20 protein-coding genes are annotated in these 25,997 nt (G+C 62.5%); 12 read left to right on the forward strand and 8 right to left on the reverse strand.

All coding sequences use genetic code 11. The annotated features are described in order from the left end of the window. Positions 1 to 142 precede the first annotated feature (142 nt). On the reverse strand, positions 143 to 1,321 hold the full coding sequence (locus V6766_RS09605) for an NAD(P)/FAD-dependent oxidoreductase (protein ID WP_448465837.1): 1,179 nt from the start codon (positions 1,319 to 1,321) through the stop codon (positions 143 to 145). A 117-nt stretch (positions 1,322 to 1,438) separates the two neighbouring features. Here V6766_RS09605 and V6766_RS09610 point away from each other — a divergent pair, with 117 nt between their 5' ends. The 6 genes from V6766_RS09610 to V6766_RS09635 all read left to right on the forward strand — a co-directional run bounded on the left by V6766_RS09610 (position 1,439) and on the right by V6766_RS09635 (position 9,392). After that, positions 1,439 to 2,896 carry a glutamine synthetase family protein gene (locus V6766_RS09610; protein WP_448465839.1) on the forward strand — a complete coding sequence of 486 codons (1,458 nt, stop codon included), beginning with the start codon at positions 1,439 to 1,441 and terminating at the stop codon, positions 2,894 to 2,896. Between the two features lie 35 nt (positions 2,897 to 2,931). Continuing rightward, entirely contained in the window at positions 2,932 to 4,221 is a 1,290-nt protein-coding gene (locus V6766_RS09615; protein WP_448465841.1) for an NAD(P)/FAD-dependent oxidoreductase, read from the forward strand. Positions 4,222 to 4,401: 180 nt separating this feature from the next. After that, the gene (gene zwf, locus V6766_RS09620) at positions 4,402 to 5,874 is read left to right on the forward strand and encodes a glucose-6-phosphate dehydrogenase (RefSeq protein WP_448465843.1); all 1,473 of its coding nucleotides are present in this window, start codon (positions 4,402 to 4,404) and stop codon (positions 5,872 to 5,874) included. An 11-nt stretch (positions 5,875 to 5,885) separates the two neighbouring features. After that, positions 5,886 to 6,584, forward strand: coding sequence for a 6-phosphogluconolactonase (pgl, locus tag V6766_RS09625; protein WP_448465845.1), 699 nt, complete (start codon positions 5,886 to 5,888; stop codon positions 6,582 to 6,584). Positions 6,585 to 6,626: 42 nt separating this feature from the next. Continuing rightward, positions 6,627 to 8,450: a phosphogluconate dehydratase gene (edd, locus tag V6766_RS09630; RefSeq protein WP_448465847.1), complete on the forward strand. Its 1,824-nt coding sequence runs from the start codon at positions 6,627 to 6,629 to the stop codon at positions 8,448 to 8,450. Between the two features lie 270 nt (positions 8,451 to 8,720). Then, positions 8,721 to 9,392 carry an outer membrane protein gene (locus V6766_RS09635; RefSeq protein ID WP_448465849.1) on the forward strand — a complete coding sequence of 224 codons (672 nt, stop codon included), beginning with the start codon at positions 8,721 to 8,723 and terminating at the stop codon, positions 9,390 to 9,392. Between the two features lie 133 nt (positions 9,393 to 9,525). Here V6766_RS09635 and V6766_RS09640 read toward each other — a convergent pair whose 3' ends face one another. From V6766_RS09640 to V6766_RS09660, 5 genes are all read right to left on the reverse strand, one after another. Further along, positions 9,526 to 10,623: an ABC transporter ATP-binding protein gene (locus V6766_RS09640; RefSeq protein ID WP_448465851.1), complete on the reverse strand. Its 1,098-nt coding sequence runs from the start codon at positions 10,621 to 10,623 to the stop codon at positions 9,526 to 9,528. 14 nt (positions 10,624 to 10,637) lie between these two features. Beyond that, positions 10,638 to 12,293 carry a beta-galactosidase BglA gene (gene bglA, locus V6766_RS09645; RefSeq protein WP_448465853.1) on the reverse strand — a complete coding sequence of 552 codons (1,656 nt, stop codon included), beginning with the start codon at positions 12,291 to 12,293 and terminating at the stop codon, positions 10,638 to 10,640. Between the two features lie 47 nt (positions 12,294 to 12,340). Then, the gene (locus V6766_RS09650) at positions 12,341 to 13,483 is read right to left on the reverse strand and encodes a carbohydrate ABC transporter permease (RefSeq protein WP_448465855.1); all 1,143 of its coding nucleotides are present in this window, start codon (positions 13,481 to 13,483) and stop codon (positions 12,341 to 12,343) included. After that, positions 13,484 to 14,494 carry a carbohydrate ABC transporter permease gene (locus tag V6766_RS09655; RefSeq protein WP_448465857.1) on the reverse strand — a complete coding sequence of 337 codons (1,011 nt, stop codon included), beginning with the start codon at positions 14,492 to 14,494 and terminating at the stop codon, positions 13,484 to 13,486. Positions 14,495 to 14,746: 252 nt separating this feature from the next. Continuing rightward, positions 14,747 to 16,105 (reverse strand): ABC transporter substrate-binding protein, encoded by a 1,359-nt coding sequence (locus V6766_RS09660; RefSeq protein WP_448465859.1) that lies wholly within the window; start codon positions 16,103 to 16,105, stop codon positions 14,747 to 14,749. Between the two features lie 432 nt (positions 16,106 to 16,537). Between V6766_RS09660 and V6766_RS09665 the strand changes: the two genes are divergently transcribed. Beyond that, positions 16,538 to 17,560, forward strand: a complete 1,023-nt coding sequence (locus V6766_RS09665; protein WP_448465861.1) for a LacI family DNA-binding transcriptional regulator — start codon at positions 16,538 to 16,540, stop codon at positions 17,558 to 17,560. Positions 17,561 to 17,579: 19 nt separating this feature from the next. Here V6766_RS09665 and V6766_RS09670 read toward each other — a convergent pair whose 3' ends face one another. Together V6766_RS09670 and V6766_RS09675 are read right to left on the reverse strand one after the other, a co-directional pair. Further along, on the reverse strand, positions 17,580 to 17,834 hold the full coding sequence (locus tag V6766_RS09670) for an ArsR/SmtB family transcription factor (RefSeq protein WP_018065161.1): 255 nt from the start codon (positions 17,832 to 17,834) through the stop codon (positions 17,580 to 17,582). 61 nt (positions 17,835 to 17,895) lie between these two features. Then, positions 17,896 to 19,554: a DUF882 domain-containing protein gene (locus V6766_RS09675; protein ID WP_448465863.1), complete on the reverse strand. Its 1,659-nt coding sequence runs from the start codon at positions 19,552 to 19,554 to the stop codon at positions 17,896 to 17,898. Positions 19,555 to 19,924: 370 nt separating this feature from the next. On the opposite strand from V6766_RS09675, the gene V6766_RS09680 reads away from it, so the two are divergent. From V6766_RS09680 to V6766_RS09700, 5 genes are all read left to right on the forward strand, one after another. Beyond that, the gene (locus V6766_RS09680) at positions 19,925 to 21,766 is read left to right on the forward strand and encodes a M3 family oligoendopeptidase (RefSeq protein ID WP_448465865.1); all 1,842 of its coding nucleotides are present in this window, start codon (positions 19,925 to 19,927) and stop codon (positions 21,764 to 21,766) included. Position 21,767: 1 nt separating this feature from the next. Further along, positions 21,768 to 22,916 (forward strand): aminodeoxychorismate synthase component I, encoded by a 1,149-nt coding sequence (locus tag V6766_RS09685; protein WP_448465867.1) that lies wholly within the window; start codon positions 21,768 to 21,770, stop codon positions 22,914 to 22,916. A 7-nt stretch (positions 22,917 to 22,923) separates the two neighbouring features. Next, complete coding sequence (locus tag V6766_RS09690; RefSeq protein WP_448465869.1) at positions 22,924 to 23,214, forward strand: YciI family protein; 291 nt, start codon at positions 22,924 to 22,926, stop codon at positions 23,212 to 23,214. Then, positions 23,204 to 24,106, forward strand: a complete 903-nt coding sequence (locus tag V6766_RS09695; protein WP_448465871.1) for a heme-dependent oxidative N-demethylase family protein — start codon at positions 23,204 to 23,206, stop codon at positions 24,104 to 24,106. Before V6766_RS09690 ends, V6766_RS09695 begins: the two co-directional genes overlap by 11 nt. 193 nt (positions 24,107 to 24,299) lie before the next feature. Then, entirely contained in the window at positions 24,300 to 25,745 is a 1,446-nt protein-coding gene (locus V6766_RS09700) for a homospermidine synthase (RefSeq protein ID WP_448465873.1), read from the forward strand. The last annotated feature ends 252 nt before the right edge of the window (positions 25,746 to 25,997 follow it).

Genomic DNA, 25,997 nt, shown 5'->3' on the forward strand with positions numbered 1-25,997 from the left:
AAACGCCCCCCGAAACTCACAGACAACGTCAACTGGCGCGATGTGCCGGAAGACGATTATTACCGCGCCTTCGCCAATCCACTGCCGAAATCATGGTATTTTCTGGCTTCGCTGGCGAAGCGCATTGGAGAAGGCCTTCGCGTCACATTACGTCGCCGGCGGCAACGCCCGAGGCCCATGCCCACTGGAAATTGTAACCGCCAAGCCAGCCGGTAACGTCGACGCACTCGCCGATGAAATAGAGCCCCGGCACCGCGCGCGCCTCCATGGTGGCGGATGACAGCGCCTTGGTATCGATGCCGCCGATCGTCACCTCCGCAGTGCGGTAGCCCTCCGTGCCCGCGGGCTTCACCCGCCAGTCCTGAACGGCGCGGGCCAGCGCCGCGAGCGCCTTGTCCGGCGTATCGGCCAAGGGCCCGGCGGGGCCGTTTTTCTCCGCGAAATACTGTGCCAGCCGCTTCGGCAAATGAGCGGAAAGCGCGGTGACGGCGCTTTGCCGACCGTTCTCGCGCTTGGCCTTCACGAGTTCAGCCGCGAGGTCGATGTCGGGCAGCATGCGCACCGCGATTTCGTGCCCGGGCGTCCAGTAGGACGAAATCTGCAGGATGGCCGGGCCGGAAAGCCCGCGATGGGTGATCAGCATCGCCTCGCGAAAGGCGGTCCTGCCGCAGCCGACCGCGCTGTCGACGCCGATGCCCGAGAGCGGCTGCAACTCCGCCTGCAACAGCGGATCGAGTGTGAACGGCACAAGGCCCGGCCGTGGCTCCACCACCGAAATCCCGAAACCCGCGGCGATGTCATAGGCAAAGCCGGTTGCGCCCATTTTCGGAATCGACTTGCCGCCGGTTGCGATCACCAGCGCTGCGCATGATGCCTTCTCGCCGTTCAGCCGCATCGTGAAGCGCTCGCCGATCCGGGCGATATCAGTGACCGACGTTTCCAGCGCGATCGTGACGCCGCCTTTGGCGCATTCCTCCAGCAGCATGGCGATAATCTCGCGCGCCGATCCGTTACAGAAGAGCTGGCCCAGCGTCTTCTCGTGCCAGGCGATGCCGTGGCGCTCGACCAGATCGAGGAAATCACGCGGGGTGTAGCGCGCCAGCGCCGATTTGGCGAAATGTGGGTTTGCGGAGATGAAATTGCGCGGGCCGGCATGAATATTGGTGAAATTGCAGCGCCCGCCGCCGGAAATGCGGATCTTCTCGCCGGGCTTTTTCGCATGGTCGATCAGCAGCACGCGACGGCCCCGCTTGCCGGCGCGGGCCGCGCACATCAGCCCGGCAGCTCCCGCCCCAACGATGATGACATCATAGTCTTTCATGCGCGTGTTATCCCCAACGCGGCATTCGGTTACGGCGCAGAAACTCAACTTGCCCCCTCGCCAACGCGTCAGGGGTGTTTATGATACAGAAAACCGAAATGACAACCGGCGAGAAAAATGCCAGCCAAAAAAACCTCCATCAAAGCCGCAAGCAAAATCCACAGCAGCAGAACCAAACGGGCGAAGAAGCCTGCCGTTCTGTCCTCCCCCGCCTCCGCGCGCGGCGTCGCGGACTGGAAGGATGCAGCCCGCTGGCTGAAGGCGCGCGGCATCGAGGATATCGAATGCATCACCCCGGACCTTGCCGGCGTGCCGCGCGGCAAGATGATGCCGACCTCGAAGTTTACCTCCAACACTTCGCTGGCGCTTCCCTCCGCGCTCTACCGCCACACGATCTCGGGCGACTATCCGGATGAAAGCGGCAGCTTCCGCTATGAGCCGCGCGATAGCGACCTCAAGCTCGTGCCGGACCTGTCGACGCTGACAACGGTGCCCTGGGAAAGCGACCCGACCGCGCAGGTGATCTGCGATGTCGTCGGCTCCGATGGCGAGGAAGTGCCCTACACCCCGCGCAATGTGCTCAAGCGCGTGGTCGAGCTTTACGAGAAAAAGGGCTGGCGCCCGGTGGTTGCGCCCGAGATCGAATTCTATCTCGTCGCCAAGAACGACGATCCCGACCTGCCGCTGACCCCGCCGGTCGGACGCTCGGGACGCCCGATCGTGGCCGGCCAGGCCTATTCGATCGCCGGCATCAACGAGTTCGACGAACTGATCGACGACATCTACCACTTCTGCGAGGCGCAGGGGCTGGAGATCGACACGCTGATCCACGAGGAGGGCCCGGCCCAGCTCGAGATCAACCTGCGCCATGGCGATCCGCTGGAGCTTGCCGACCAGGTGTTCTATTTCAAGCGCACAATCCGCGAGGCGGCGACGAAACACGGCACCTTCGCCACCTTCATGGCCAAACCGATGCAGGGCCAGCCGGGCTCGGCCATGCATATCCATCAGTCGCTGATCGATATCGAGACCGGCCGCAACGTGTTCTCGCTGGAAAATGGCGAGCCCTCGCCCGAATTCTTCCACTTCATTGGCGGCATGCAGAAATATGTGCCGTCGACGCTGGTGATGATGGCGCCCTATGTGAATTCCTATCGGCGCCTGACGCCCGACATGGCCTGCCCGGTCAACACCGCCTGGGGCTATGACAACCGCACCACGGCGTTCCGCATTCCGGTATCCGATCCGGATTCGCGCCGCGTGGAAAACCGGCTGCCGAGCTCCGACGCCAACCCCTATCTTGCCCTCGCCGCCTCGCTCGCCTGCGGCTATCTCGGCATCGAGAACCTTGCCGATCCTTCCGCGCCGACCGCCGACACCGCCAATGAGGGCATTGTCGACCTGCCGCGCGGCCTCTTGGAGGCGCTGGCGCTGATGGAGGCCGAAACGGCGCTCATTCCGGTGCTGTCGCACGAGTTCATCGACCTCTACGCGGGTATAAAGCGCGGCGAATTCGAAACCTTCATGGAGGTGATCAGCCCGTGGGAGCGGGAATTCCTGCTCCTTCACGTGTAACAGCAATCGACCCTGGATGACGGAGACCTTCGCGAATGACATGGCAAAGCCCGATTGCGCCGGGCCTTTCCTGGTATCAGGCAACGCTTGCCGAGCGGCCGACCTATCCGCAGCTTGACGGCTCGACAAGAGCGGACGTCATTATCGTCGGCGGCGGCTTCACCGGCCTTCAGGCCGCCTATCAACTGGCCGCCGACGGCGTTGACGTGGCGCTGGTCGACGCTGCCCGGTTCGGCGATGGCGCATCGGGGCGCAATGGCGGCCAGCTCGGCACCGGCCAGCATTGGTGGCCGGAAGAAATGGAGCACAAGCTCGGCAAGGCGCGCTCGCTCGCCTTTTTCCGCATGGCCGAGGATGCCAAGTCCCATCTTCTGGATTTCGCCCGCGCCCAGAAGATCGATATCGATTTCACGCCCGGCCAGCTCTCCGTCGCCCACAAGCGCAACATGGAATATACCTATCGCCATCACGCAGACGCGCTGGCGGAGCGCTACGATTATCCGCATCTGTCGTTCATGAGCAAACAGGAGACGGCGGAACGGCTCGGCTCCAACCATTATTACTGCGGGTTGCGCGATATCGGCACCGGCCATATCCATCCGCTGAAGCTGCTGGTGGGCACCGCCAAAGCGGCGGCGGCGGCCGGCGCGCGCCTGTTCGAAATGACCAAAGCCCTCAATATCGACCGCGCCGATGGCAGGATCGCGGTGGAGACCGAGCGCGGCACGATTACCGCCGACCGCGCTCTGATCGCCTGCAACGGCTATATCCAGGAGCATCTGGAGCCCAAGACGGCGGCGAAGATCATGCCGATCCGCTCCTTCATCGCCGCGACGACCCGTCTACCGAAGGCGCTGAAGATCCTGCCCGGCGGAGAATCGGTCGATGACAGCCGGTTCGTGGTGCGCTACTTTCGCAAGGCACCGACCGGAGAACTGCTGTTCGGCGGGCGCGAGGTCTATTCCGCCGATGATCCGAAGAACGTCTCCAAGCATCTCCACCGCCAGATCGTCCAGGTCTACCCGCAACTGGCCGATGTCGACATCACCCATGCCTGGGGCGGATCGGTGGGCATCACGCTCCCGCGCCGGCCGCTGGTGCACGACATCATGCCGGGCGTCACCTCGATCGGCGGGTTTTCAGGCCATGGCGTCATGCTGTCGAATTATTGCGGCAAGCTCTATGCCGACGAGATCGCCGGGCGCTCGCAGGATCTCGGGCTTTACCGCGACCTCGAAATCCCAGCCTTCCCCGGCGGCGAGCGGCTGCGCAAGCCCTTGCTGTTTCTGGCGCTTACATGGTTCGCGCTTCGCGACCTGATCTAGTTGATTTCCTTTCGCGCCTGCGGATCCTCCCCGGCCCGCAAGCGCTTCACGACCGAGACCGACCAATGAAAGACCGATTGCATTTTCTCGCCCCAGTCCGATTTTTTTGAAATCGGACTGGCATTTTTAAATCGATTTGATAAAACACCGCCAACCAGCTGACGATTGAGAGGACTGACCATGAGCAGTCAAATGATCCCCGTCGACCCCTTCGACTATGTTGTCTTCGGCGCAACCGGAGACCTGACCGAGCGCAAGCTTCTCCCCGCGCTCTACCACCGCCAGATCGCGGGACAGTTCACTGACCCGACCCGCATCATTGGCGCATCGCGTTCCGAGCTGACATCGGAGCAGTTCCGCGAGCATGCCGACAAGGCGCTGAAGGAACATCTGAAGGACGGCGAATACGACAAGGACGAGGTGGCGAAATTCCTCTCCCGGATCGAATATGTGCCGGTCGACGCGACCAGCAACAAGGGCTGGGACGCGCTGAAAAAAATGCTGGAGCCCGGCAAGGACCGGGTGCGCGCCTTCTACATGGCCGTCGCCCCCTCGATCTTCGGCCCGATCTGCGACGGCATTCGCGACCACAAGCTGATCACCAAGCAGACCCGTATCGTCGTTGAAAAGCCGCTCGGCCGCGACCTCGCCTCCGCGCTGGAACTCAACAACATGATCGCCAAGACCTTCCACGAGGAACAGGTCTTCCGCATCGACCACTATCTCGGCAAGGAAACCGTGCAGAACCTGATGGCGCTGCGCTTCGCCAACATGCTCTACGCGCCGTTGTGGAATGCCAGCCATATCGACCATATACAGATCACGGTCGGCGAGGAGGTCGGGCTCGAAGGCCGCGCCGGCTATTACGACAAATCGGGCGCGCTGCGCGACATGGTGCAGAATCACATTCTCAACGTGCTCTGCATGGTGGCGATGGAAACGCCCTCTTCGATGGAGGCCGAGGCGGTCCGCGACGAGAAGCTCAAGGTTCTGCGCTCGCTGAAGCCGATCACCGAGGATAACGCCAACGAAGTCACAGTTCGCGGTCAGTATCGCGCCGGCGCTTCGAGGGGCGGCGCGGTCAAGGGCTATCTTGAGGAGCTCGGCGGCGAATCCGACACCGAGACCTTCGTCGCCATCAAGGCCGAGATCGAAAACTGGCGCTGGGCGGGCGTGCCCTTCTACATCCGCACCGGCAAGCGTCTCGCCAGCCGGCTGTCTGAAGTCGTCATCACCTTCAAGGAAATTCCGCATTCGATCTTCGGCCCCGGCGCCGGGCGGATCGCGGCCAACCAGCTCGTACTGCGCCTGCAGCCGGACGAGGGCGTGAAGCAGTGGCTGATGATCAAGGATCCCGGCCCCGGCGGCATGCGCCTGCGCCAGGTCGCGCTCGACATGAGTTTCGCCCAGGCCTTCGACGTGCGCAACCCGGACGCTTACGAGCGCCTGCTGCTCGACGTGGTGCGCGCCAACCAGACGCTGTTCATGCGTCGCGACGAGGTCGAGGAGGCATGGCGCTGGTGCGACCCGATCCTGAAGGCGTGGGAGGAGACCAACCAGCCGGTTCACGGCTACACCGCCGGCACCTGGGGTCCGTCCAAGGCGATCGCGCTGATCGAGCGCGATGGCCGCACCTGGCACGAGCCGCTGTGAGGGCCCTCGACATGACCGAGACGATGCACACATTCGAAAACGGCGAGCATCTGGCCGCGGCCCTTTCCGCGGCCGTCGCCAGCAAGCTCGCCGCCGCGATCGCCGACAAGGGCATGGCCTCGCTCGCCGTTTCCGGCGGGTCGACGCCGAAGGCGTTTTTCCGGGCCCTGTCATCGGCGCCGATCGACTGGGAAAAAGTGACCATCACCCTGGTCGACGAGCGCTTCGTGCCGGAGGACAATCCGCGCTCGAACCACCGTCTGGTGAAGGAAAACCTGCTGATGGGCCCGGCCGCCAGCGCCCGCTTCATTCCGCTTTACCAGAAGGTGGAAACCGCCGAGGAGGCGGCCGATATCGTGACCAACAAGGTGTCGGCCGCGAGCCTGCCCTTCGATGTCGTGGTGCTCGGCATGGGAACCGATGGCCACACGGCCTCGTTCTTCCCCGGAGGCGACACGCTTGAAAAGGCACTCGACAAGGCCACGCCCGCCGGCGTGATGGCCATTCATGCCGAAGGCGCGGGCGAAGCCCGGCTGACCTTCACCTTCTCCAGCCTCGAAAATGCGGGCCTTCTGGTGCTGCATATCGAAGGCGAGGCCAAGAAGGATGTTCTGAACAAGGCGCTGGCCGGCGATGACGAGGCGGAAATGCCCATCCGCGCCGTTCTCACCCGCGCCTCTTCACCCGTGGAAATATACTGGGCGCCCTGACACCTCCTGCCGGGCGCCTTCCGTAAAGCACAGGAAAAGCCCATGACCGCCGATCCCCGTATTGCAGACATCACCGCTCGCATTGTCGAGCGGTCCAAACCGACTCGCGAAGCCTATCTTGATCGCGTCTCCCAGGCGATCACGAAGGGCGTCCATCGCTCCGTTCTGTCCTGCGGCAATCTTGCCCACGGCTTTGCGGTCTGTTCCCCCGCCGAGAAGGATGCGCTTTCGGGCGACACCGTCCCCAATCTCGGCATCATCACCTCCTATAACGACATGCTCTCGGCCCATCAGCCGTTCGAAACCTTTCCGGCGTTGATCCGGGAAGCGGCCCGCGAGGCCGGTGGCGTGGCGCAGGTGGCGGGCGGCGTGCCGGCGATGTGCGACGGCGTCACCCAGGGCCAGCCCGGCATGGAGCTGTCGCTGTTTTCACGCGACCTGATCGCGATGGCCGCCGCCGTCGGTCTGTCGCACAACATGTTCGACGCCGCCGTCTATCTCGGCGTCTGCGACAAGATCGTGCCCGGCCTGACGATTGCCGCCTTCACCTTCGGCCACCTGCCGACGATCTTCATTCCCGCAGGGCCAATGACCACCGGCCAGGGCAATGACGAGAAATCGCATATCCGCCAGCTTTATGCGGAGGGCAAGGTCGGGCGCAAGGAACTGCTGGAATCGGAATCGAAATCCTATCACGGCCCCGGCACCTGCACCTTCTACGGCACCGCCAACTCCAACCAGATGCTGATGGAAATGATGGGCCTGCACATGCCCGGCGCCTCGTTCATCAACCCCAATACCCCGCTGCGCGATGCGCTGACCAGGGAGGCGGTGAAGCGCGCCTTCGCGATCACCGTCGACGGCAACGAGTTCACGCCCGTCGGCCAGATGATCGACGAGCGCTCGATCGTCAACGGCGTGGTCGGGCTGCACGCCACCGGCGGGTCCACCAATCACACCATGCACTTGGTCGCGATGGCGCGGGCCGCCGGCATCCAGCTTACGTGGCAGGATATTTCCGAGCTCTCCGACATCGTGCCGCTGCTTGCCCGCGTCTACCCGAACGGACTTGCCGACGTGAACCACTTCCACGCCGCCGGCGGCATGGGCTACCTGATCCGCCAGCTTCTCAAGGCCGGCTTCCTGCACGACGATGTCCGCACCGTCTTCGGCGAGGGCATGGAAGCCTATGCGATCGACATCAAGCTCAACGAGGACGGCACGGTGCGCCGCGAGCCGATCGGCGACGGGCCGAGCGCTGATCCGAAGGTGCTCACCACCCATGACAAGCCGTTCCAGCCCAATGGCGGGCTGAAGATGCTGGCCGGCAATGTCGGCAAGGCGGTGATCAAGATTTCCGCTGTCAAGCCGGAGCGCCGGGTGATCGAGGCGCCGGCGATCGTGTTCCACGACCAGCAGGAACTGCAGACGGCCTTCAAGGCCGGCGAGCTCAACCGCGACTTCATCGCCGTGGTCCGTTTCCAGGGCCCGAAATCGAACGGCATGCCGGAACTCCACCGCCTGACGCCGCCGCTCGGCGTGCTGCAGGACCGCGGCTACAAGGTCGCGCTCGTTACCGACGGGCGCATGTCCGGCGCATCCGGCAAGGTGCCGGCCGCAATCCACGTGACGCCCGAAGCGAAGGACGGCGGCCCGATCGCGAAGATCCGCACCGGCGACCCGATGCGGCTCGATGCCGAGGCGGGGACGCTGGAGGTTCTGGTGCCGGCGGAAGAGTTCGATGCCCGGCCGCTCGCCGAGGCCGATCTCACCGGCAATGACTACGGCATGGGACGCGAACTGTTCGCCCCCTTCCGCCATCATGTCGGCACTGCCGATCACGGGGCCAGCGTGTTTTTCCAGTGATCGTTACGGCCATTCTCATTACGTGAATGGCTGCCCCAATTCGTGCGCCTTGCTGCCACGAAAAGAACATATCGCACCAATAATCGTCGGCTCGGGAAACAAATCCCGGGCCTATTTCGTTTTCGAGGCAAGGGTCAATCGAGCAGGGGACACTGTCACATTCCAGCAACAGCTCCCAACGAAGTGCGCGGGATGTGCAAAGTTAATTTGATCGATTGATTAAATCACCTATCTAGACGCCAGGTGAAACACATCGAAGGAGTACAAGTAATGAAAAAGATTCTTCTCGCTTCCGCCGCCCTGTTTGCAATGGGCGCCGCCGCAGAAGCCGCTGACGTGGTCATGACGCCCGCAGCCGAGCCTTATGTCGCTCCGCAGGTCATCCCCCAGAGCTTCAGCTGGACCGGCTTCTACCTCGGTGGCACCGGCGGCTATGACTGGGCGACAGCAAACATGAACTACAACGGCGCACAGATCGGCAGCGACGATTTCGACGGCGGCAAGCTCGGTGGTTTCGCCGGTTACAACTACCAGTTCGACAACAATGTTGTCCTCGGTGTTGAAGGCGAACTCGACTATAACTGGAACGAGCAGGACTATAATGTCGGCCTGCCCTTCAGCGTGAAGGCCGGTTCCGACTGGGAAGGCTCCGTTCGCGCCCGTCTCGGTTACGCGTTCGACAAGGCCCTGATCTACGCAACGGGCGGCTGGGCGATCGCCAACGGTTACATCGAAGGCAATGGTCTCGACCAGAGCCAGGCCTTCAACGGCTGGACTGTTGGCGCCGGTCTCGACTACGCGCTGAGCAACAACATCTTCGCCGGTCTCGAATACCGCTACACCGACTTCGGCAAGAAGGACTTCGACGGCGCTCTGACGGGCTTCGAAGCCAAGGACTATACGTCCAACCGGGTTATGGCCCGCGTCGGTTACAAGTTCTGATCTCCCGAATGGCGGACGTCCCCCTGTCCGCCATTCATTCTTCGCTGTGTCCCCCCTCCCGCAGCGGAGAACATAGAAAAGCCCGCCGGCGAATGCCAGGCGGGCTTTTTTTATGCCGGCGCGACGGCCGCGATCAGCGGTACAGGTAGCTGTGGCCGCTTTCGTCGAACAGGTGCAGCCTTGCCGGATCGGCGACGAACCGCATCACGTCCCCGGCCTTGCCCTTGTGGATGCCGGGAAGCTTGACGATGATCGGGTCCTCGTCGATGAGATCGCCCTCGATATAGATCAGCGTCACCTCGCCGAGCGCCTCGATGATCGAGATCTTGCCTTCGAACAGGAAGTCCTCGCCCTCGGCCGCCTCGCGCACATCCTCAGGCCGCACGCCGAAGCTTGCCTTCTTGCCGCGATCGCCCTCCGGCGTCTTGATCGGCACTTCGAAACGCTTGCCGTCCTTGAGCTCGACTTCCGTGGTCTCGCCCGCGCGGGTGATTTTTACCGGCATGATGTTCATGGCGGGCGAGCCGATGAACTGGGCCACGAACAGGTTCGCGGGGCGCTCATAGAGTTCCAGCGGCGCGCCGACCTGTTCGATATAGCCGCCCGAGAGCACCACGATCCGATCGGCCAGCGTCATCGCCTCGACCTGGTCGTGGGTCACGTAGATCATCGTGGTGTCGGGCATCTTCTCGTTGAGCTTGGCGATCTCGATGCGGGTCGCGACGCGCAAAGCGGCATCGAGGTTTGACAATGGCTCGTCAAACAGGAAGACCTTGGGATCGCGGCAGATGGCGCGGCCGATCGCCACGCGCTGACGCTGGCCGCCCGAAAGCGCCTTCGGGAGGCGATCGAGATAGGGCGTGATCTGCAGCATGTCGGCGGCAGCCCGCACGCGGCGGTCGATCTCTTCCTTGCTTTCCTTGGCAATCCGCATGCCGAAGGCCATGTTGTCGTAAACCGACATGTGCGGATAGAGCGCATAGGTCTGGAACACCATGGCGATGCCGCGCTTGGAGGGCGGAATGTCGTTGACCACCTGATCTTCGATCGAGATCGTGCCGCCGGAAATCTCCTCCAGCCCCGCAATCATCCTGAGCAGGGTCGACTTGCCGCATCCGGACGGCCCGACAAAGACGACAAACTCACCCGGCTCGATTTCCAGGTCGATCTTGTGAAGAACCTGGACATTGCCGTAGGATTTCTTCACATCCTTGAGTGTTACACCAGTCATTACCGCCCCTTTCCCTATGCGCCCTTACGGGCGAAATATGCGCCCCAGGCAGGAAGTTTTATCGTATTGCCCTCGGTCTCGCACGAGAAGCCGGTTCCTTCAAGCGCGCTCCATGCGCCATCCGGCAGGCGCGCCGTCACCGGCGCTGCCGAGATGTTGAACGCGCAAAGAAAGCTTTCGCCATCCAGATCGCGCGTGAAGATCAACAGGGCGTCGTCATCGGCCCTGTGAAACGCGATCCCGCCTCTGGCCAATGCCGGGAGGCTTTTGCGCAGCGCGAGGAAATGGCGGTAATGCTCGAGCACCGATCCGTCCTCGTCCTGCTGAACGTCGACTGCCTTCATCACATGATCGGGCGAGACCGGCAGCCAGGTCTTCTCCGCCGTGGAGAAACCGGCATTGACCGCGCCCGCCTGCCAGACCATCGGCGTGCGGCAGCCATCGCGACCCTTGAATTCCGGCCAGAACTCGATGCCGTAGGGATCCTGAAGGTCCTCGAAGGCGATATCGGCCTCGGTCAGGCCCAGTTCCTCGCCCTCATAAAGACAGATCGAGCCCTTGAGCGTCATCAGCAGCGAGGCCAGCATTTTGGCATAGGCCGCCTTGTCCTCGATACCCGCACCCCAGCGGCTGAGATGGCGGACCACGTCGTGGTTCGAGAACGCCCAGCAAGCCCAGCCCTCGGGCGCGGCGGCATCGAAGGCATTGATCGAGTTGACCACATGCTTCGGCGTCACCGGCTGCGGAGCCAGGAATTCGAAGGCGTAGCACATGTGCATCTTGTCGCCGCCGGAGGTGTATTCGCCGACAATCTCGAGACCGCGCTGGCTGTCACCGACCTCGCCCACGGCGGCAACGGCCGGATATTCCTCCATCACCGCGCGCAGCCGCTTCAGGAATTCGAGATTTTCCGGACGGCTCTTGTCGTAGAGATGTTCCTGGTAGTTGTAGGGATTGACCGCCGGTGCGGTCAGATCGTTACGACGCTCGGGCGCGAGCGCCGGATTGTCGCGCAGTTGCTGGTCATGGAAGTAGAAATTGATCGTGTCGAGGCGGAAGCCGTCAACGCCGCGATCGAGCCAGAAGCGCGCGACGTCGAGCAGCGCGTCCTGAACCTCGGCATTGTGGAAGTTGAGGTCCGGCTGCGAGACCAGGAAATTGTGCATGTAATATTGCAGGCGGCGACTGTCCCACTGCCAGGCCGAACCGCCGAAGATCGACAGCCAGTTGTTGGGCGGCGAGCCATCGGGCTTTGCATCGGCCCAGACATACCAGTCGGCGCGCGGATTATCGCGGCTCGCGCGGCTTTCCATGAACCAGGGATGCTGGTCGGAGGTATGCGACAGCACCAGGTCGATCATGATCTTGAGGCCGAGCGAATGGGCCCTCTCGATCATCGCGTCGAAATCGGCGAGCGTGCCGAACATCGGATCGATGTCCTTGTAGTTCGACACGTCATAGCCGAAATCCTTCATCGGCGAGGTGAAGAACGGCGAGATCCAGACCGCGTCGGCCCCGAGGCCGGCGATATAATCCAGCCGCTCGGCAATGCCGCGGATATCGCCGACGCCATCGCCGTTGCTGTCCTGAAACGAGCGCGGATAAACCTGGTAGATAACGGCGCCGCGCCACCAGTTCTTGTCGATCGCCTTGTTGTTGGTATCGTTCATTTTCTTGTCTTTTCTTGTCAGTGTCGCAAGCAGGGCTCAAGGCGGCGTCAGCCGCCCTTGACCGAGCCCGCCAGCAGGCCGCGCACCAGATAACGCTGAAGCGCGAAGAACACGATCAGCGGCACGATGATGGAGATGAAGGCGGAGGCCGTCAGGATTTCCCAGTTGCCGCCCCGCGAGCCCAGCAGTTCGCGCAGCCTTGCCGTCAGCACGATGGTCTGCTCGCTATTGCCGAGGAACACGGTTGCCACCAGCAGGTCGTTCCAGGTCCACAGGAACTGGAAGATCGCGAAGGATGCGAGCGCCGGGTAGGACAGCGGCAGGATGATCTTGCGGAAGATCATGAAGTCGTTCGCGCCGTCGACGCGGGCGGATTCCATGATCTCGCGCGGCAGGCCAGCGATATAGTTGCGCAACAGATAGATCGCGAGCGGCAGACCGAAGCCCATATGCGCCAGCCATATCCCGACATAGGTCTTGGACGGCACGCCGAATATGTCGCCGATCCAGTTATACATCTTCAGAAGCGGGATCAGCGACATCTGCAGCGGCACCACCAGCAGGCCGACGATGACGGCAAGCAGCAGGTTGCGGAACGGGAATTTCATCCACGACAGCGCATAGGCCGCATAGGCGGCCACCAGCACCGGGATGATGGTCGACGGGATCGCGACCGTCAGGGAGTTCAGGAAGGACCGCCCGATGCCTTCGGAGGTCAAGACGTTGCGATAGTTCTCGAGCGTGAAGCGCGGCGGTATCTCGGCCGTGACGAAGATGCGCTCGCCGCGCCGGCCGAAGGGCTCTTCCGAGGTCATGCGGTATTCGCCGTCGGCCTCCACCGTAAGCTCCTGGCCATCGCCCATCTCGACGGTCTGACCGACCTCGAACTCCTGCGGCCGGAGCGAGGACGTGCCGAAGCGGGAGACCTTGCCGCCCGCGCCGTCCAGCGCATTGCCGGTGATCACATAAAGGCCGTCTTCTTCAGTCTGCCCCTCCGCGCCTGGCGCGCGGTAGATCAGGTTCTGGGTGGAGGTCGAGAGCGACGTCCACCAGCCGGAGGCGACGATCTGGTCCTTGTCACGCAGCGATGTCACCAGCAGGCCGAAGGTCGGAATGGTCCACAGAACCACCAGTAGCAGCACGGTGATGTGGGAGAACAAGACCAGCGGCGATTTCTTGTGCGAGTGCATTTACCGGCCCTCCATCTCTTTGCGCGAATTGCGGATATTCCAGACCATGATCGGGATAACCAGAACCATGATGACGATGGCGATCGTGGCCCCGCGGCCGAAATCGCCCCCGCCCCTGAACATCCAGTCGAACATGAGATTGGCAAGCACCTGGGTATTCCACTGCCCGTTGGTCATCGCGAGAACGATGTCGAAGATCTTCAGAACGATGATGGTGATCGTGGTCCAGACCACGGCGATGGTGCTGTAGATCTGCGGCACCATGATCTTGAAGAAGATCTGCAGCCCGTTGGCGCCGTCGATCACGGCCGCCTCGATGGTTTCCTCCGGAATGCCGCGCAGCGCCGCGGACAAGAGCACCATGGCGAACCCGGTCTGGATCCAGAGCAGGATGATCATCAGGAAGAAATTGTTCCAGAACGGCATGGCGATCCAGACATGCGGCTCGCCGCCCATGGCCACGACGATCGCGTTCAGGATGCCGATCTGATCCGCGCCGTCGCCGCGATAGTCATAGACGAATTTCCAGATGACCGATGCGCCGACAAACGAGATCGCCATCGGCATGAAAATCATCATCTTGGCAAACGAACCCCACCAGATGCGGTCGGTCAGCCAGGCAATGATGAGACCGAAAAAGGTCGAAAGCGCCGGCACGAAGATCAGCCAGAGCATGTTATTGAACATCGATTCCCTGAATTCGGAATCGTTGAACATCCAGATATAGTTCGCCGCCCCTACATAGGTGTCGCCCGAGGGGCCGTGCAGCGAGTACCAGACCGAGGCCACCACCGGGTAGACCAGGTAGATGCCGAGCGACAAAAGCGCCGGCAGCAGGAACAGCCAGGGCCGGATCATGCCCGAGATGCGCAGGTTGCGCACGCCCTTCGCCGGATCCTTCGTCTGGGACGGAAAGATGAGGTCGAGCAGCTTGTTGGTGCCGTAGAAATAGATCACGGCGGCGGCCACGCCTATGACGACGGCCAGCAAGGCTTTGATGATTTGTTCCACGCCTTTCACTCCCCGTAACGGCGCCTGTCGGCAGGTCGCCGCGCCGTTCAGCTTATTTCGGGCCGCCGCGGCTCACGGCCGGCCCCTTTGTTTCGCCGCGCGTTCCAAAGACCGGAATCCCCCTTGGCGAAGCGCGCTTTCAGAAGTCTGCCGCACCGGCCGCGATCTGGCAACCAGGCATGCCCCAGACAGGGCGACCGGGCCGCGAGCGGCCCGGTCAATCTTTGCAAATCCTGATGGATCTTTCGACCGTTACTTGATCGATTCCCAGGTGTTCTGGATGCTGGTGGCCGCCTGTTCGGCAGACTGACCGCCGACGAAATCAACCATGCCGGTCCAGAACGCGCCCGCGCCGATCTTGCCCGGCATCAGGTCGGAACCGTCGAAGCGGAACGTCGTGGCGTTGGTCAGGATCTCGCCCTGGCCGCGCAACGCGTCATTGGCATAGGCTTCCGGGTTGACGCCCGTGAACGGCGTCAGGAAGCCGGACTGGGCCATCCATACTTCGTGCGCGATCGGGGTTTCCAGGAATTCGATGAAGGCCTGGGCGGCGGGGCTGTCCTTGGTGATGCCGAACAGCGTGCCGGCGCCGAGAACCGGCTTGCCGAGGTCTTCGCCTTCATAGGCCGGGAAGTAGAAGAAGTCCGCATCGAGGCCCAGTTCGGTGCCTTCCGGGAAGAAGGACGGGATGAACGAGGCCATCTTGTGCATGTAGCACTTCGGCGGCGACGAGAACAGACCCTTGGGGCTGTCGCGGAAGTCGGTGGACGCCACGGCGGCAGCGCCGCCATCGACGAACTTGTCGTTCTTTGCGAACCAGCCGAACTCGTCGATCGCATTGACGATGCGCGGATCATTGAACGGAATTTCGTTGGTGACCCACTGGTCGTAGACTTCCGGCGGCTGCGTGCGCAGAACCATGTCCTCGACCCAGTCGGTTGCCGGCCAGCCGGTTGCGCCGCCCGAACCGAGACCGATGCACCAGGGCGTGCCGCCATCGGCGACGATCTGCTCGGTCAGCGCCTTCAGCTCTTCCATGGTTTCAGGAATTTCATAGCCGGCATCGTCGAAATTGTCCGGCACATACCAGACCAGCGACTTCAAGTCGGCTTTGTAGGGGAAGACATAGAGCGCCTTCTCGCCGTCCTTGCCGGCATAGCTCGACAGGTCGACCCAGGACTGGCCCGCAGCGTAGTTCTCGGAGAGAAATTCGCCGACTTCGGCCGGAAGCTTGGTTAGCAGCCCCTTGGCGGCGAGGTCAGCAGCAAGACCCGGCTGCGGGAATACCGCGATGTTCGGCGGGCTGCCGGCCTGGGTGTCGATCACGATCTGCTGCTCGAAGGAGTCGGAGCCGGAATATTCGACATTGGCGCCGGTCGCCTCTTCGAAATAGGCGATCACGCTTTCGACCAGATCCTTGTCCGGGCCGAGCCAGGGGCCGAAGATGGTCAGCGTCTGGCCCGAAATGTCGCCATGGGCCTCGGCAAACTGGTTGTAGCTATCCCAGTTGAAGCGGGAATCCTCGCCAACGGGGAATTTAAGATCGGCGGCGCTGGCCGCGCCGGCAAAAAGCGCCAGCGTGGCAACGCCGGTCAGAAGAGCTCTGTTCATGTGATTTACCTCCCATCACATAGGGCCCTGTCGCGGGCCTTGGTTGTCATTCGACGCTTTATCCAAAGCGCTTTGACACCTTCAAACATTTCTCGCGCAAGGGTCAGGAGTCAACCCCCCGCGTCAAAAACAGGCCAAAATTTGGACGATTTGTCCCAGTTTGAATAAATTTCTTGACGACAGCTTGAAAACAGTCCCATCAATCGCTTTGATAAATTGCAAGTTTCCCCAAAGCGCTTTGAGGAGAGCGAAGGAGAAACGCGAAGCCGGAAGTTGCAACCGCATCAAGCATTTGCAATGAAGCCCGGCACGTCGGCTCGGCCCGCCTCGAAGAGAGGATTGAAAAGTCCTCAAACCCTGCCGCCCGCTTGTGTGAACGCAAAGCCGGCAGGGCGCATGGCGAAAAGGTCCCGGGCACGAGGGAGGATGGATGTGAACCTGAAGCAATTATCGGCCCGGCTCGGCCTTTCCCCGACCACTGTCAGCCGCGCCCTGAACGGCTATCCGGAAGTCAACGCCGTGACGCGCGAGCGCGTGCTGAAGGCCGCGCGCGAAACCGGCTACCGCCCGAACCGGACCGCCCAGCGGCTGGCGACCGGCAAGGCGGGGTCCATCGGCCTGTTGATGCCGATCGGCGACCAGGTGATTTCCGACCTGCATTTCGGCGAGTTTCTCAACGGGCTGGGCGAGCAGGCGCAGAGGGAGGACTTTCACCTCGTCGTCATGCCATCCGACCCCGCCGATGAGGTGAACGCCCTCAGAAGCCTCGCCACCAGCGGTTATGTCGACGGGTTGTGCCTCGCTTATATCCGCGAAAACGACCAGCGCATCGACCTGATGGAGTCCTTCGGCCTGCCCTTCATCGTTCATGGCCGGTTCTTCGATGCGCCGCATGCCTATCCCTCGCTCGACGTCGACAACGAGGCCGCGTTTTACGACGCCACCCGGCTGCTGCTGCAGCTCGGCCACCGCCGCATCGCGCTTATCAATGGCGACGAGAATTTCGGCTTTGCCATCAGGCGGCGCGATGGCGTCGCCAAGGCCTGCCGCGAGGCCGGGCTCGCGCTGGAACCCCGCTTTCATGTTTCGACGCAGATGACGGAGGCCGACGGGCAGCGGGCGGCCGAACAGTTTCTCGCGCTAGCAGAAACGCCGAGCGCAATCGTCTGCTCCAGCATGATCCAGGCGCTCGGCATCGTACGCGCGATCGAGGCGGCCGGCATGACGCTCGGCGAAGACATCTCGCTGATATCCTATGACGACGTCCTGCCGCTACTGCGCCCCGAACTCTTCAGGGTGCCGCTGACAACCACGCGCTCATCGCTGCGCACCGCCGGCAAGCGGGTCGCCGAGCGCCTGATCAACCGGATAAACGGCACGGAGACGGATGATTTCGGCGAATTGTGGCGGCCGGAACTCGTGGTCCGGTCCTCGACCGGACGGGCGCCCGACTGATTTACGCAGCCCGAATCGCTCAGAACTGGCGTATCCAGGCGTTGAGGCTGGCGAACCCTTCGGGGTTGATGGCATAGAACCGCTTCGTGCCCACGGGCGTGACCCGCACCAGATCACTGTCGAGCAACGCCTTCAGATGCTGCGACACCGCGGGCCTGCTGATGGGAAGCCCCTCCGACAGTTCGGTCACCGTCTTGGGTTCACGACGAAGCGCCATCAAAAGATGGCGCCGGTTGGGGTCCGCAATTGCGACAAAGGGGTCAAATCTGCTCATCGCGGCACATTACGTCAAAGTTAGTAGGCCGGCAAGTAGTCCATTTCTTAAAACAATTGAATCAGAACCTTGCGGAGTCAAAATACTGGACGACGGTCTGGGTATCTTGCGTCTTATTCTTAGAGCCAACTAAAACTTGGGTCGGCTCAGTCGAAACCTGATTATTATTTCCCAGTTTAGGCGTTATATTGCCATCCGATGATGTCAGCGATGTTACATCGCCCGGACGCCCGCCCTTTTGCGGGGAAGCGGGAGCTGCGGCATTGATGCGCGCGGCCGTCGGCTTGAACAGTGTGCGGAAGTCCGCATCCTCATTATAGGCGAGTTCGGTCGTCTCCCCCATCGCGGCAAGCTTGCGGGCAAGCTCGGTGCGGGCATCGTCGATCGGGGCTTCGGTCGCCGGCGCGGCCACGGCGAGCGTGGGCCTTGGCGTCGGCGCCGCGTCGACGCCCATCGCCGCGCCGCCGGTTTCGGCATAGGCGAGACGGGGGCTGGGCACCGGCACCTCGCCATCGAACAGGCCGAAGCGATCGCCGTCGAAACCGGCATCATCCGTTTGCAGGGCGGCAACCTCCGCCGCGGGCGCGGCCGTGACCGGATCGGCGGCCTCTGACACAAGAATATCGGCGACGGACACGCCCTCTTCCGGCCCCAAGGCGGACGGACGCGTCTGCGGCAACGGCACATTGGCAGCGGCCAGAGCCAGGGCCGGGTCGGCAGCCGTTTCGGCCGCTGTCGGCGTCGGATCAACCAGCGCGGTCGCGAGCGGCGTTCCGAGATCGGCCTCGCCGGCGCTGGGCCTGCTGAGCGGCAGCGGAATATCGAGATTGTCGAAGGTGACAGCCGCCGTCAGGATATCGACGGGACGCTGGGCGGGTTCGGCCTGACGCTGCGGCTGGGCCTGCTGGCGCGAGGGCCTGCTCGGCGTCGGCGGTTCGGCATCGCCCTTGTCGCGCTTGCCGAACAGCATGGAGAGAAGGTTCGGACGTTCATCCTCGTCGCCATCATCCGCGCTTGCGACCTGGACGGGCTGCGACGATCCGACCGCGCCCTTGGCCTTATACTCGGCCAATGCCTCGTTATAGCCCGGCAGTGGCTTGCCGTCTGCGGGCAGGTGCAGAGTGTGACCTTCCGGGAACAGCGATACGAGCTGGCTGCGGCTCATGCGCGGCCAGGCACGCACGCTCGCCACATCAAGATGCACGAAGGGCGAACCGGATTTCGGATAGTAGCCGACCCCGCCCCGCTGCATTTTCATGGCGGTTGCGCGCAGCTTGGCGAGCGGCACGCCCGGAATGAAGAAGTCCATCGCGTTGCCAAGCATGTGCTGCGATTTCTTGGCAACGCCGGAGGACGTCTTGCGAAGCATGGCGTTGGTCTCGGGCGAGCGATAGGCCGACACGACATTGATATAATCGGTCGCGCCAACCTGCTGATAGACCTCCCAGACCAGATCGAACAGCTTCGGGTTCATTGTGGTCGGCTCCTTGCGGCGCCAGTCGCGCAGGAACCAGTTGAGCTGCTCGAGCCCCTTCTTGTCATAGCGGCCATTGCGCTTGAAGGTGATCTCGGCCTTTTCGCCGGTATGAATGAAATAGATCTTGAGTGTCCGGGTCTCAGCGCGCGCCTCGACGCCGCCGAAAAAGCACAGCGTCGCCGCCAGTACGGCCAGTACAGCAAATGTCCGACGCAAGAACGCGCGATATGGACGGATAGTCAAACCGGACTCTCCCTGGATTCTCTGAACGTCCCGAAGGCTCCCCCGAGCGCAAGGCAAATGCCGACACAAGAGATTAGAACCTCTTTTCTGAAGGCGCAATGCGGCGCAAACGAGGCGATTTTCCGACACAATTTCAGGTCGCCTTTTATAGGCAACATTCCGTTAATTTCCAACCATCGTGGTATCAGATTAAGCTTACATAAGGGTTAACCCATTGTTGCAGATCAAATTGTTTGGCGCACGAGGCGGCTTTCGGCCACCTCATTTGACCCATTGCGGACTGCGGCGGCAGAGTGGGAAATTCCGCCGTTGCGGGCGGCGGGCGCGAACCATATGTTGAGGCGGCACACAGATCACGAAAGGCAGCCCCATGTTCAATCCCCGTTTCCCCTCCCTTCCCGCCGATGCCGCCGCCGGCAGGGCGGAAAGCCCGGAACTTGGCACCCTGCCGGAATGGGATCTGTCGCATCTCTATCCGAGCGCGACCTCGCCCGAATTTGCCGGCGATTTCGATGACTCCGCCAGAAAGGCGCGCGCCTTCTCCGAACGCTGGAAGGGCCATCTGGCCGAAGCCGCCGAAAAATCCGGCGATGACGGGCTGGGGGCTGCGACCGAAACCTATGAGGCGATCGGCGACACGCTCGGCCGGCTCGGCTCGTTCGCCGGCCTTTCCTACTACGCCAATGCCAGCGACCCGGCGCTGCGCAAGCTCTACGGCGACACCTCGACGCGGATCACCGAAATCTACGCCGATCTGCTGTTCTTCGAACTGGAACTGAACCGGCTTTCCGAGGAGGCGATCGAAAAGGCGCTTGCAAACGATCCGCGCTTTGCCCGCTACCGGCCCTGGGTACTGGACCTAAGGAAGGAAAAGCCGCACCAGCTTGACGACCGGCTCGAACAGCTCTTCATGGAGAAGTCGACCACCGGCAGCCAGGCCTTCAACCGCCTGTTCGACCAGACCATGGACCGGATGCGCTTCACCATCGACGGCGAGGAAATGCCGATCGAAAAGGCGCTCAACCTGCTTTCCGACAACAAGGAACCGGTGCGCCGCAAGGCGGCCGAGGCGCTTGCCGCCACCTTCAAGGACAATCTGCCGACCTTCTCGCTGATCATGAACACGGTCGCCAAGGATACCGAGATCAACAGCCGCTGGCACGCCTTCGAGGACATCGCCGACAGCCGCCACCTCTCCAACCGCGTCGAGCGCGAGGTGGTGGATGCGCTGACGGAAGCGGTGCGCGAGGCCTATCCGCGCCTCTCCCACCGCTATTACGCGATGAAGGCGAAATGGCTCGGCATGGACCAGATGAATTACTGGGACCGCAACGCCCCGCTGCCCGACACCGCCGAACGCGTGATCCCGTGGGAGGAAGCGCGCGAGACCGTGCTTTCGGCCTATGGCGCGTTCTCGCCGGAAATGGGCGGCATCGCCCAGCGCTTCTTCGACGAGCGCTGGATCGACGCCCCGATCCGCCCCGGCAAGCGCACCGGCGCCTTCGCGCACCCGACCGTGCCGTCGGCCCATCCTTACGTGCTCGTCAACTATCTCGGCAAGCCGCGCGATGTGATGACGCTTGCCCATGAGCTGGGCCACGGCGTTCATCAGGTGCTCGCCGCCAAGCAGGGCGCGCTGATGTGCTCTACGCCGCTCACACTTGCCGAAACCGCCTCGGTCTTCGGCGAAATGCTGACCTTCCGGGCGCTTCTGGCAAAGACCGAAGACAAGGCCACCCGCAAGGCGATGCTGGCGCAGAAGGTGGAGGACATGATCAACACGGTCGTGCGCCAGATCGCCTTCTACCAGTTCGAGCGCAAGGTCCACACCGCGCGCCGCGAGGGCGAACTGACCGAGGACCAGATTTCCGAAATGTGGATGTCGGTGCAGGGCGAGAGCCTCGGTCCCGCGATCAAACTCGCGGACGGCTACGAGACCTATTGGAGCTATGTGCCCCACTTCATCCATTCGCCGTTCTACGTCTATGCCTATGCCTTCGGCGATTGCCTGGTGAACTCGCTCTACGCAGTCTACCAGAACGCCGAAAGCGGTTTCCAGGACAAGTATTTCGACATGCTGACCGCCGGCGGCACCAAGCACCATTCCGAACTGCTGAAGCCGTTCGGGCTCGACGCCTCCGACCCCGCCTTCTGGGGCAAGGGGCTTTCGATGATCGAGGGGCTTATCGACGAACTTGAAGCGCTGGAATGAGATGACGCGCGGCAAGCAGGTCGTTTTCTGCGACGATCTTTCGGGCCAGATGCTCAGCTTTCGCGCGCCCGAAGATATCATCGTTGCCGAAACCGCCGAGGACTTTATTCCTGCGCTGGAGCGGATGGAGGCGGTCAGGGCCTCCGGACGCTTCATGGCGGGCTACATGTCCTACGAGGCGGGCTTTCTGCTCGACCCTGCGCTGGCGGGCCTAGCGCCCCAAAAGCCGGACCTGCCGTATCTCTGCTTCGGCGTCTTCGACACGCCGGAGCAGACAGCGCCGCCGGCGCTCCAGCCGGAAGCCGGTTTTCTTGCCGACATCCGGCCCGCCTGGGATTTTGACGACTATCGCCCCCGTTTCGAGCGGCTGCATGCCCATCTAATGGCCGGCGATTGCTATCAGGGCAATCTGACCTTTCCGGTCCATGCGCGCTGGAGCGGCGATCCGCTTGCGGCCTTTCACGGTCTCGCCCGGCAGCAGCCGGTGCGCTATGCCGCGTTCGTCGACCTCGTCGGCCCGCGCATCCTGTCGCGCTCGCCGGAACTGTTCTTCCGCACCGACGCCGACGGCATGATCGAGACCCATCCGATGAAGGGCACCGCCCCGCGCGGACAAACCGCTGCGGAAGATGCGGAAATTATCGCGGCGATGGGCGAGGACGACAAGATGCTGGCCGAAAACTGCATGATCGTCGACCTGCTCAGAAACGACATCTCGCGGATCGCCGAGCCGGGATCGGTTCACGTGCCCAAGCTGTTCGAAATCGAGACCTATCCGACGCTGCATCAGATGGTGAGCAAGGTGCGCGCCAGACTTCAGCCGGGCGCCACGATCGAGGACATCTTCCGCGCGTTGTTTCCCTGCGGCTCGATCACCGGCGCGCCCAAGATTTCCGCGATGAAAATCCTGCACCGGCTGGAGGGCAGCCAGCGCGGCGCCTATTGCGGGGCGATCGGCCATATCGCGCCGGACGGGGCCATGCAGTTCAATGTGGCAATCCGCACCGTGAGCCTCTACGATGACGGCCGGGCGACCTTCAATGTCGGCGGCGGCGTGGTGCTCGATTCAACGGCGGCCGGCGAATATGAGGAAGCCCTTCTGAAAGCCCGTTTCGCCGCCCCCGCGCCCCTAGTCGCTGCCGCCGAGTGAGTTTGCCATGATCCTGATTTCCCTTACCTATATCCAGCCGATCGAAGAGGTGGAAAAGCATTTCGACGGCCATATCGCCTGGCTGAACAGCTATTACGAGACCGGCGACTTCGTCGCGTCGGGCCGCAAGGTGCCGCGCACCGGCGGCGTGATCATGGCGCGCGGCACGATGGCCGCGGTCGAGGAAATCTGCCGGCAGGACCCGTTCGTCGCGGAAGGCGTCGCCAGCTTCGAACTCACCGAGGTCAATTTCACCCGCACCCTGCCCTCCCTTGAAGGCCTGAAGGATGGCGACTGAGCACCTGCGGCTGATACCCTATGGCCGCGCCTACAAGCCGTTCTCGATCGGCCTTTCCGCGCTTGATCCCGACAAATGGCTGGAGCCCGGCGACGATCTCGGCCGCTATCTCGCCGAAAAGGAACGCCTGCTGGCGGTCCGTCGCGAGGAAATCTTCCGCACCGAGGATGACAGCCTTGCGGCCAGCCGCGAGGCGCTGGCGCTGATCGCCGGCCACCTCGAAACGCGCCACGCCGGCCTCTACCGGCGCGATGGCAACCGCCTTCGTTTTCTCGACCGCGCCGTTGCGCTCGACGATCCCGCCGTTCCGCCGCTGATGACGGCCGGCATGCTGATCGAGGATGATCTCGCGATCCTGATGAAGCGCGAGGATCGCTGGCATCTCGCGGCGGGTTTCATCGCCTTTCCCTCCTCCTGGTCTCTGGCCGAGAAGGCCGGCCGGCCGATGGAGGAGGTGCATGCCGACGTGCCCGGCTTTTCCGCGGGCACCCGCAACGCCGCGCTGGTTGCCCGCATCTTCGACAATCTCAAGCCCGGCCTGCCCGCCGAACGCTTCAACTGGTCGTTCAAGGGCGCCAATGCGCTGGCCATGCCGGTTTCAAAACACCTGCCCGAAGACCCGTTCCGCCCCATCCGGCCGATCGCGGCCAATTTCATGCGGGTCGAGCGCCAGACGCTGACGCGCCTGCCGCAAACGGGCGCGATCCTGTTCACCATCCGCATCTACATGGATCCCGTTGAGGCCATTCTGCGCCATCCCGAACGCAAGACGATCGCGACCGCCATGATCGGCCAGCTTCATGGGCTGAGCGCCGAAGAGCGCGGTTACAAGGGCATGATGGATGCCGATATAGATGCGCTGATCGCCTGGCTCGAAGCCCTTTTGCGCTGACGAACGGCATTGACGGCTGGCACTGCGGCCATAAATCCGCTTTACTTGAGCGCGTTGGTATGATCTCGCTTTGCGCGAGGGAACATTAACGCCGCGTCACAATTCCACTTTATAGCGCGTCCGGAAAGCCGGCCTGCGCGAAGTCGAGAAATGACCGCCGGTCGCCCGCCAGATAAACAAGAAGGACATGGAAATGCAGCAGGAATTCCCGATCCACGCCGAAATCACCGGCCCCATCGTCATGATCGGCTTCGGGTCCATCGGCCGCGGCGCATTGCCGCTGATCGAAAGGCATTTCCGTTTCGACAAGTCGCGCATGGTCATCATCGATCCGAATGACGGCCACGCAAACCTCGCCGCCAATCACGGCGTGCGCTTTATCCACGCGGCGGTGACCAAGGACAATTACGAGGAATTGCTGGAGCCGCTCCTGACCGAGGGCGAAGGCCAGGGCTTCTGCGTCAACCTGTCGGTCGACACCTCCTCGCTCGATCTGATGAAGCTCTGCCGCTCGCTCGGCGTGCTCTATATCGACACCGTGATCGAGCCCTGGCTCGGCTTCTATTTCGACGAGAACCAAAGCAACGCCGAGCGCACCAATTACGCGCTGCGCGAGACCGTGCGCAAGGAGAAGCGGAAGAACCCCGGCGGCACCACCGCCGTTTCCTGCTGCGGCGCCAATCCGGGCATGGTGTCCTGGTTCGTCAAGCAGGCGCTTGTCGATGTCGCGCGCGAGACCGGCGTCAGCTTCGCCGAACCTGCCGCCGATGACCGCGAGGGCTGGGCGTCGCTGATGAAGGAGACCGGCGTCAAGGGCATCCACATTGCCGAACGCGATACCCAGCGTTCGAAATTTCTGCGCCCGCAGAATGCGTTCTGGAACACCTGGTCGGTGGAAGGCTTCGTGGCCGAGGGCATGCAGCCGGCAGAACTCGGCTGGGGCACCCATGAGAAATGGATGCCGAAGAACGCCAAGAAGCACCGGAAAGGCTGCAAGGCGGCGATCTATCTCGAACAGCCCGGCGCCAATACCAGGGTCAGAAGCTGGTGCCCGACGCCCGGCCCGCAATACGGCTTCCTCGTTACCCACAACGAGTCGATCTCGATTGCCGACTTCTTCACCGTCCGCAACGATCGCGACAAGGTCACCTATCGCCCGACCTGCCACTACGCCTACCATCCGGCCGATGTCGCCGTGCTGTCGCTCGACGAGATGTTCGGCAATGGCGGCACGCCGCAGAAGGACATGCTGGTTCTCGAGGAAGCCGATATCCTGACCGGGATCGATGAACTCGGCGTGCTGCTCTACGGCCATGACAAGAATGCCTACTGGTACGGCTCCAGGCTTTCGATGGAGGAGACCCGCAATCTGGTGCCCTACCAGAACGCCACGGCCCTGCAGGTAACCTCCGCGGTACTGGCCGGCATGGTCTGGGCGCTCGAAAACCCGGAGGCCGGCATCGTCGAGGCCGACGAGATGGATTACCGCCGCTGCCTCGAAATCCAGATGCCCTATCTCGGCCCGGTCGAAGGCCACTACACCGACTGGACCCCGCTCACCGGCCGCCAGACCTTCTTCCCGGAAAAGAAGGACGAGAAGGACCCCTGGCAGTTCAAGAATATTCTGGTTCAGTTCTGATCGGCCTGAAGGCCTTCAAATGAAACAGGCAGGTCCTTCGAACCTGCCTCAGGCCGCTACAAACCTATTCCCTTTACGGGCCTCATCCTCGGGCTAGTCCCTGAGTTGTCTGCTCTCGGTTATCTGTTGAGGCGACGGTGGTGAATTCAGCGCCTGAAGTGGCCGTCTGCGCATAATCATAAAATTGAAGCGACCGAGACGCGCGAATGTCAGAGGCCTTGCGATGGCGCTCTGGCAGGCCTAGCCATGCGC

Source organism: Martelella sp. AMO21009 (assembly GCF_053484295.1).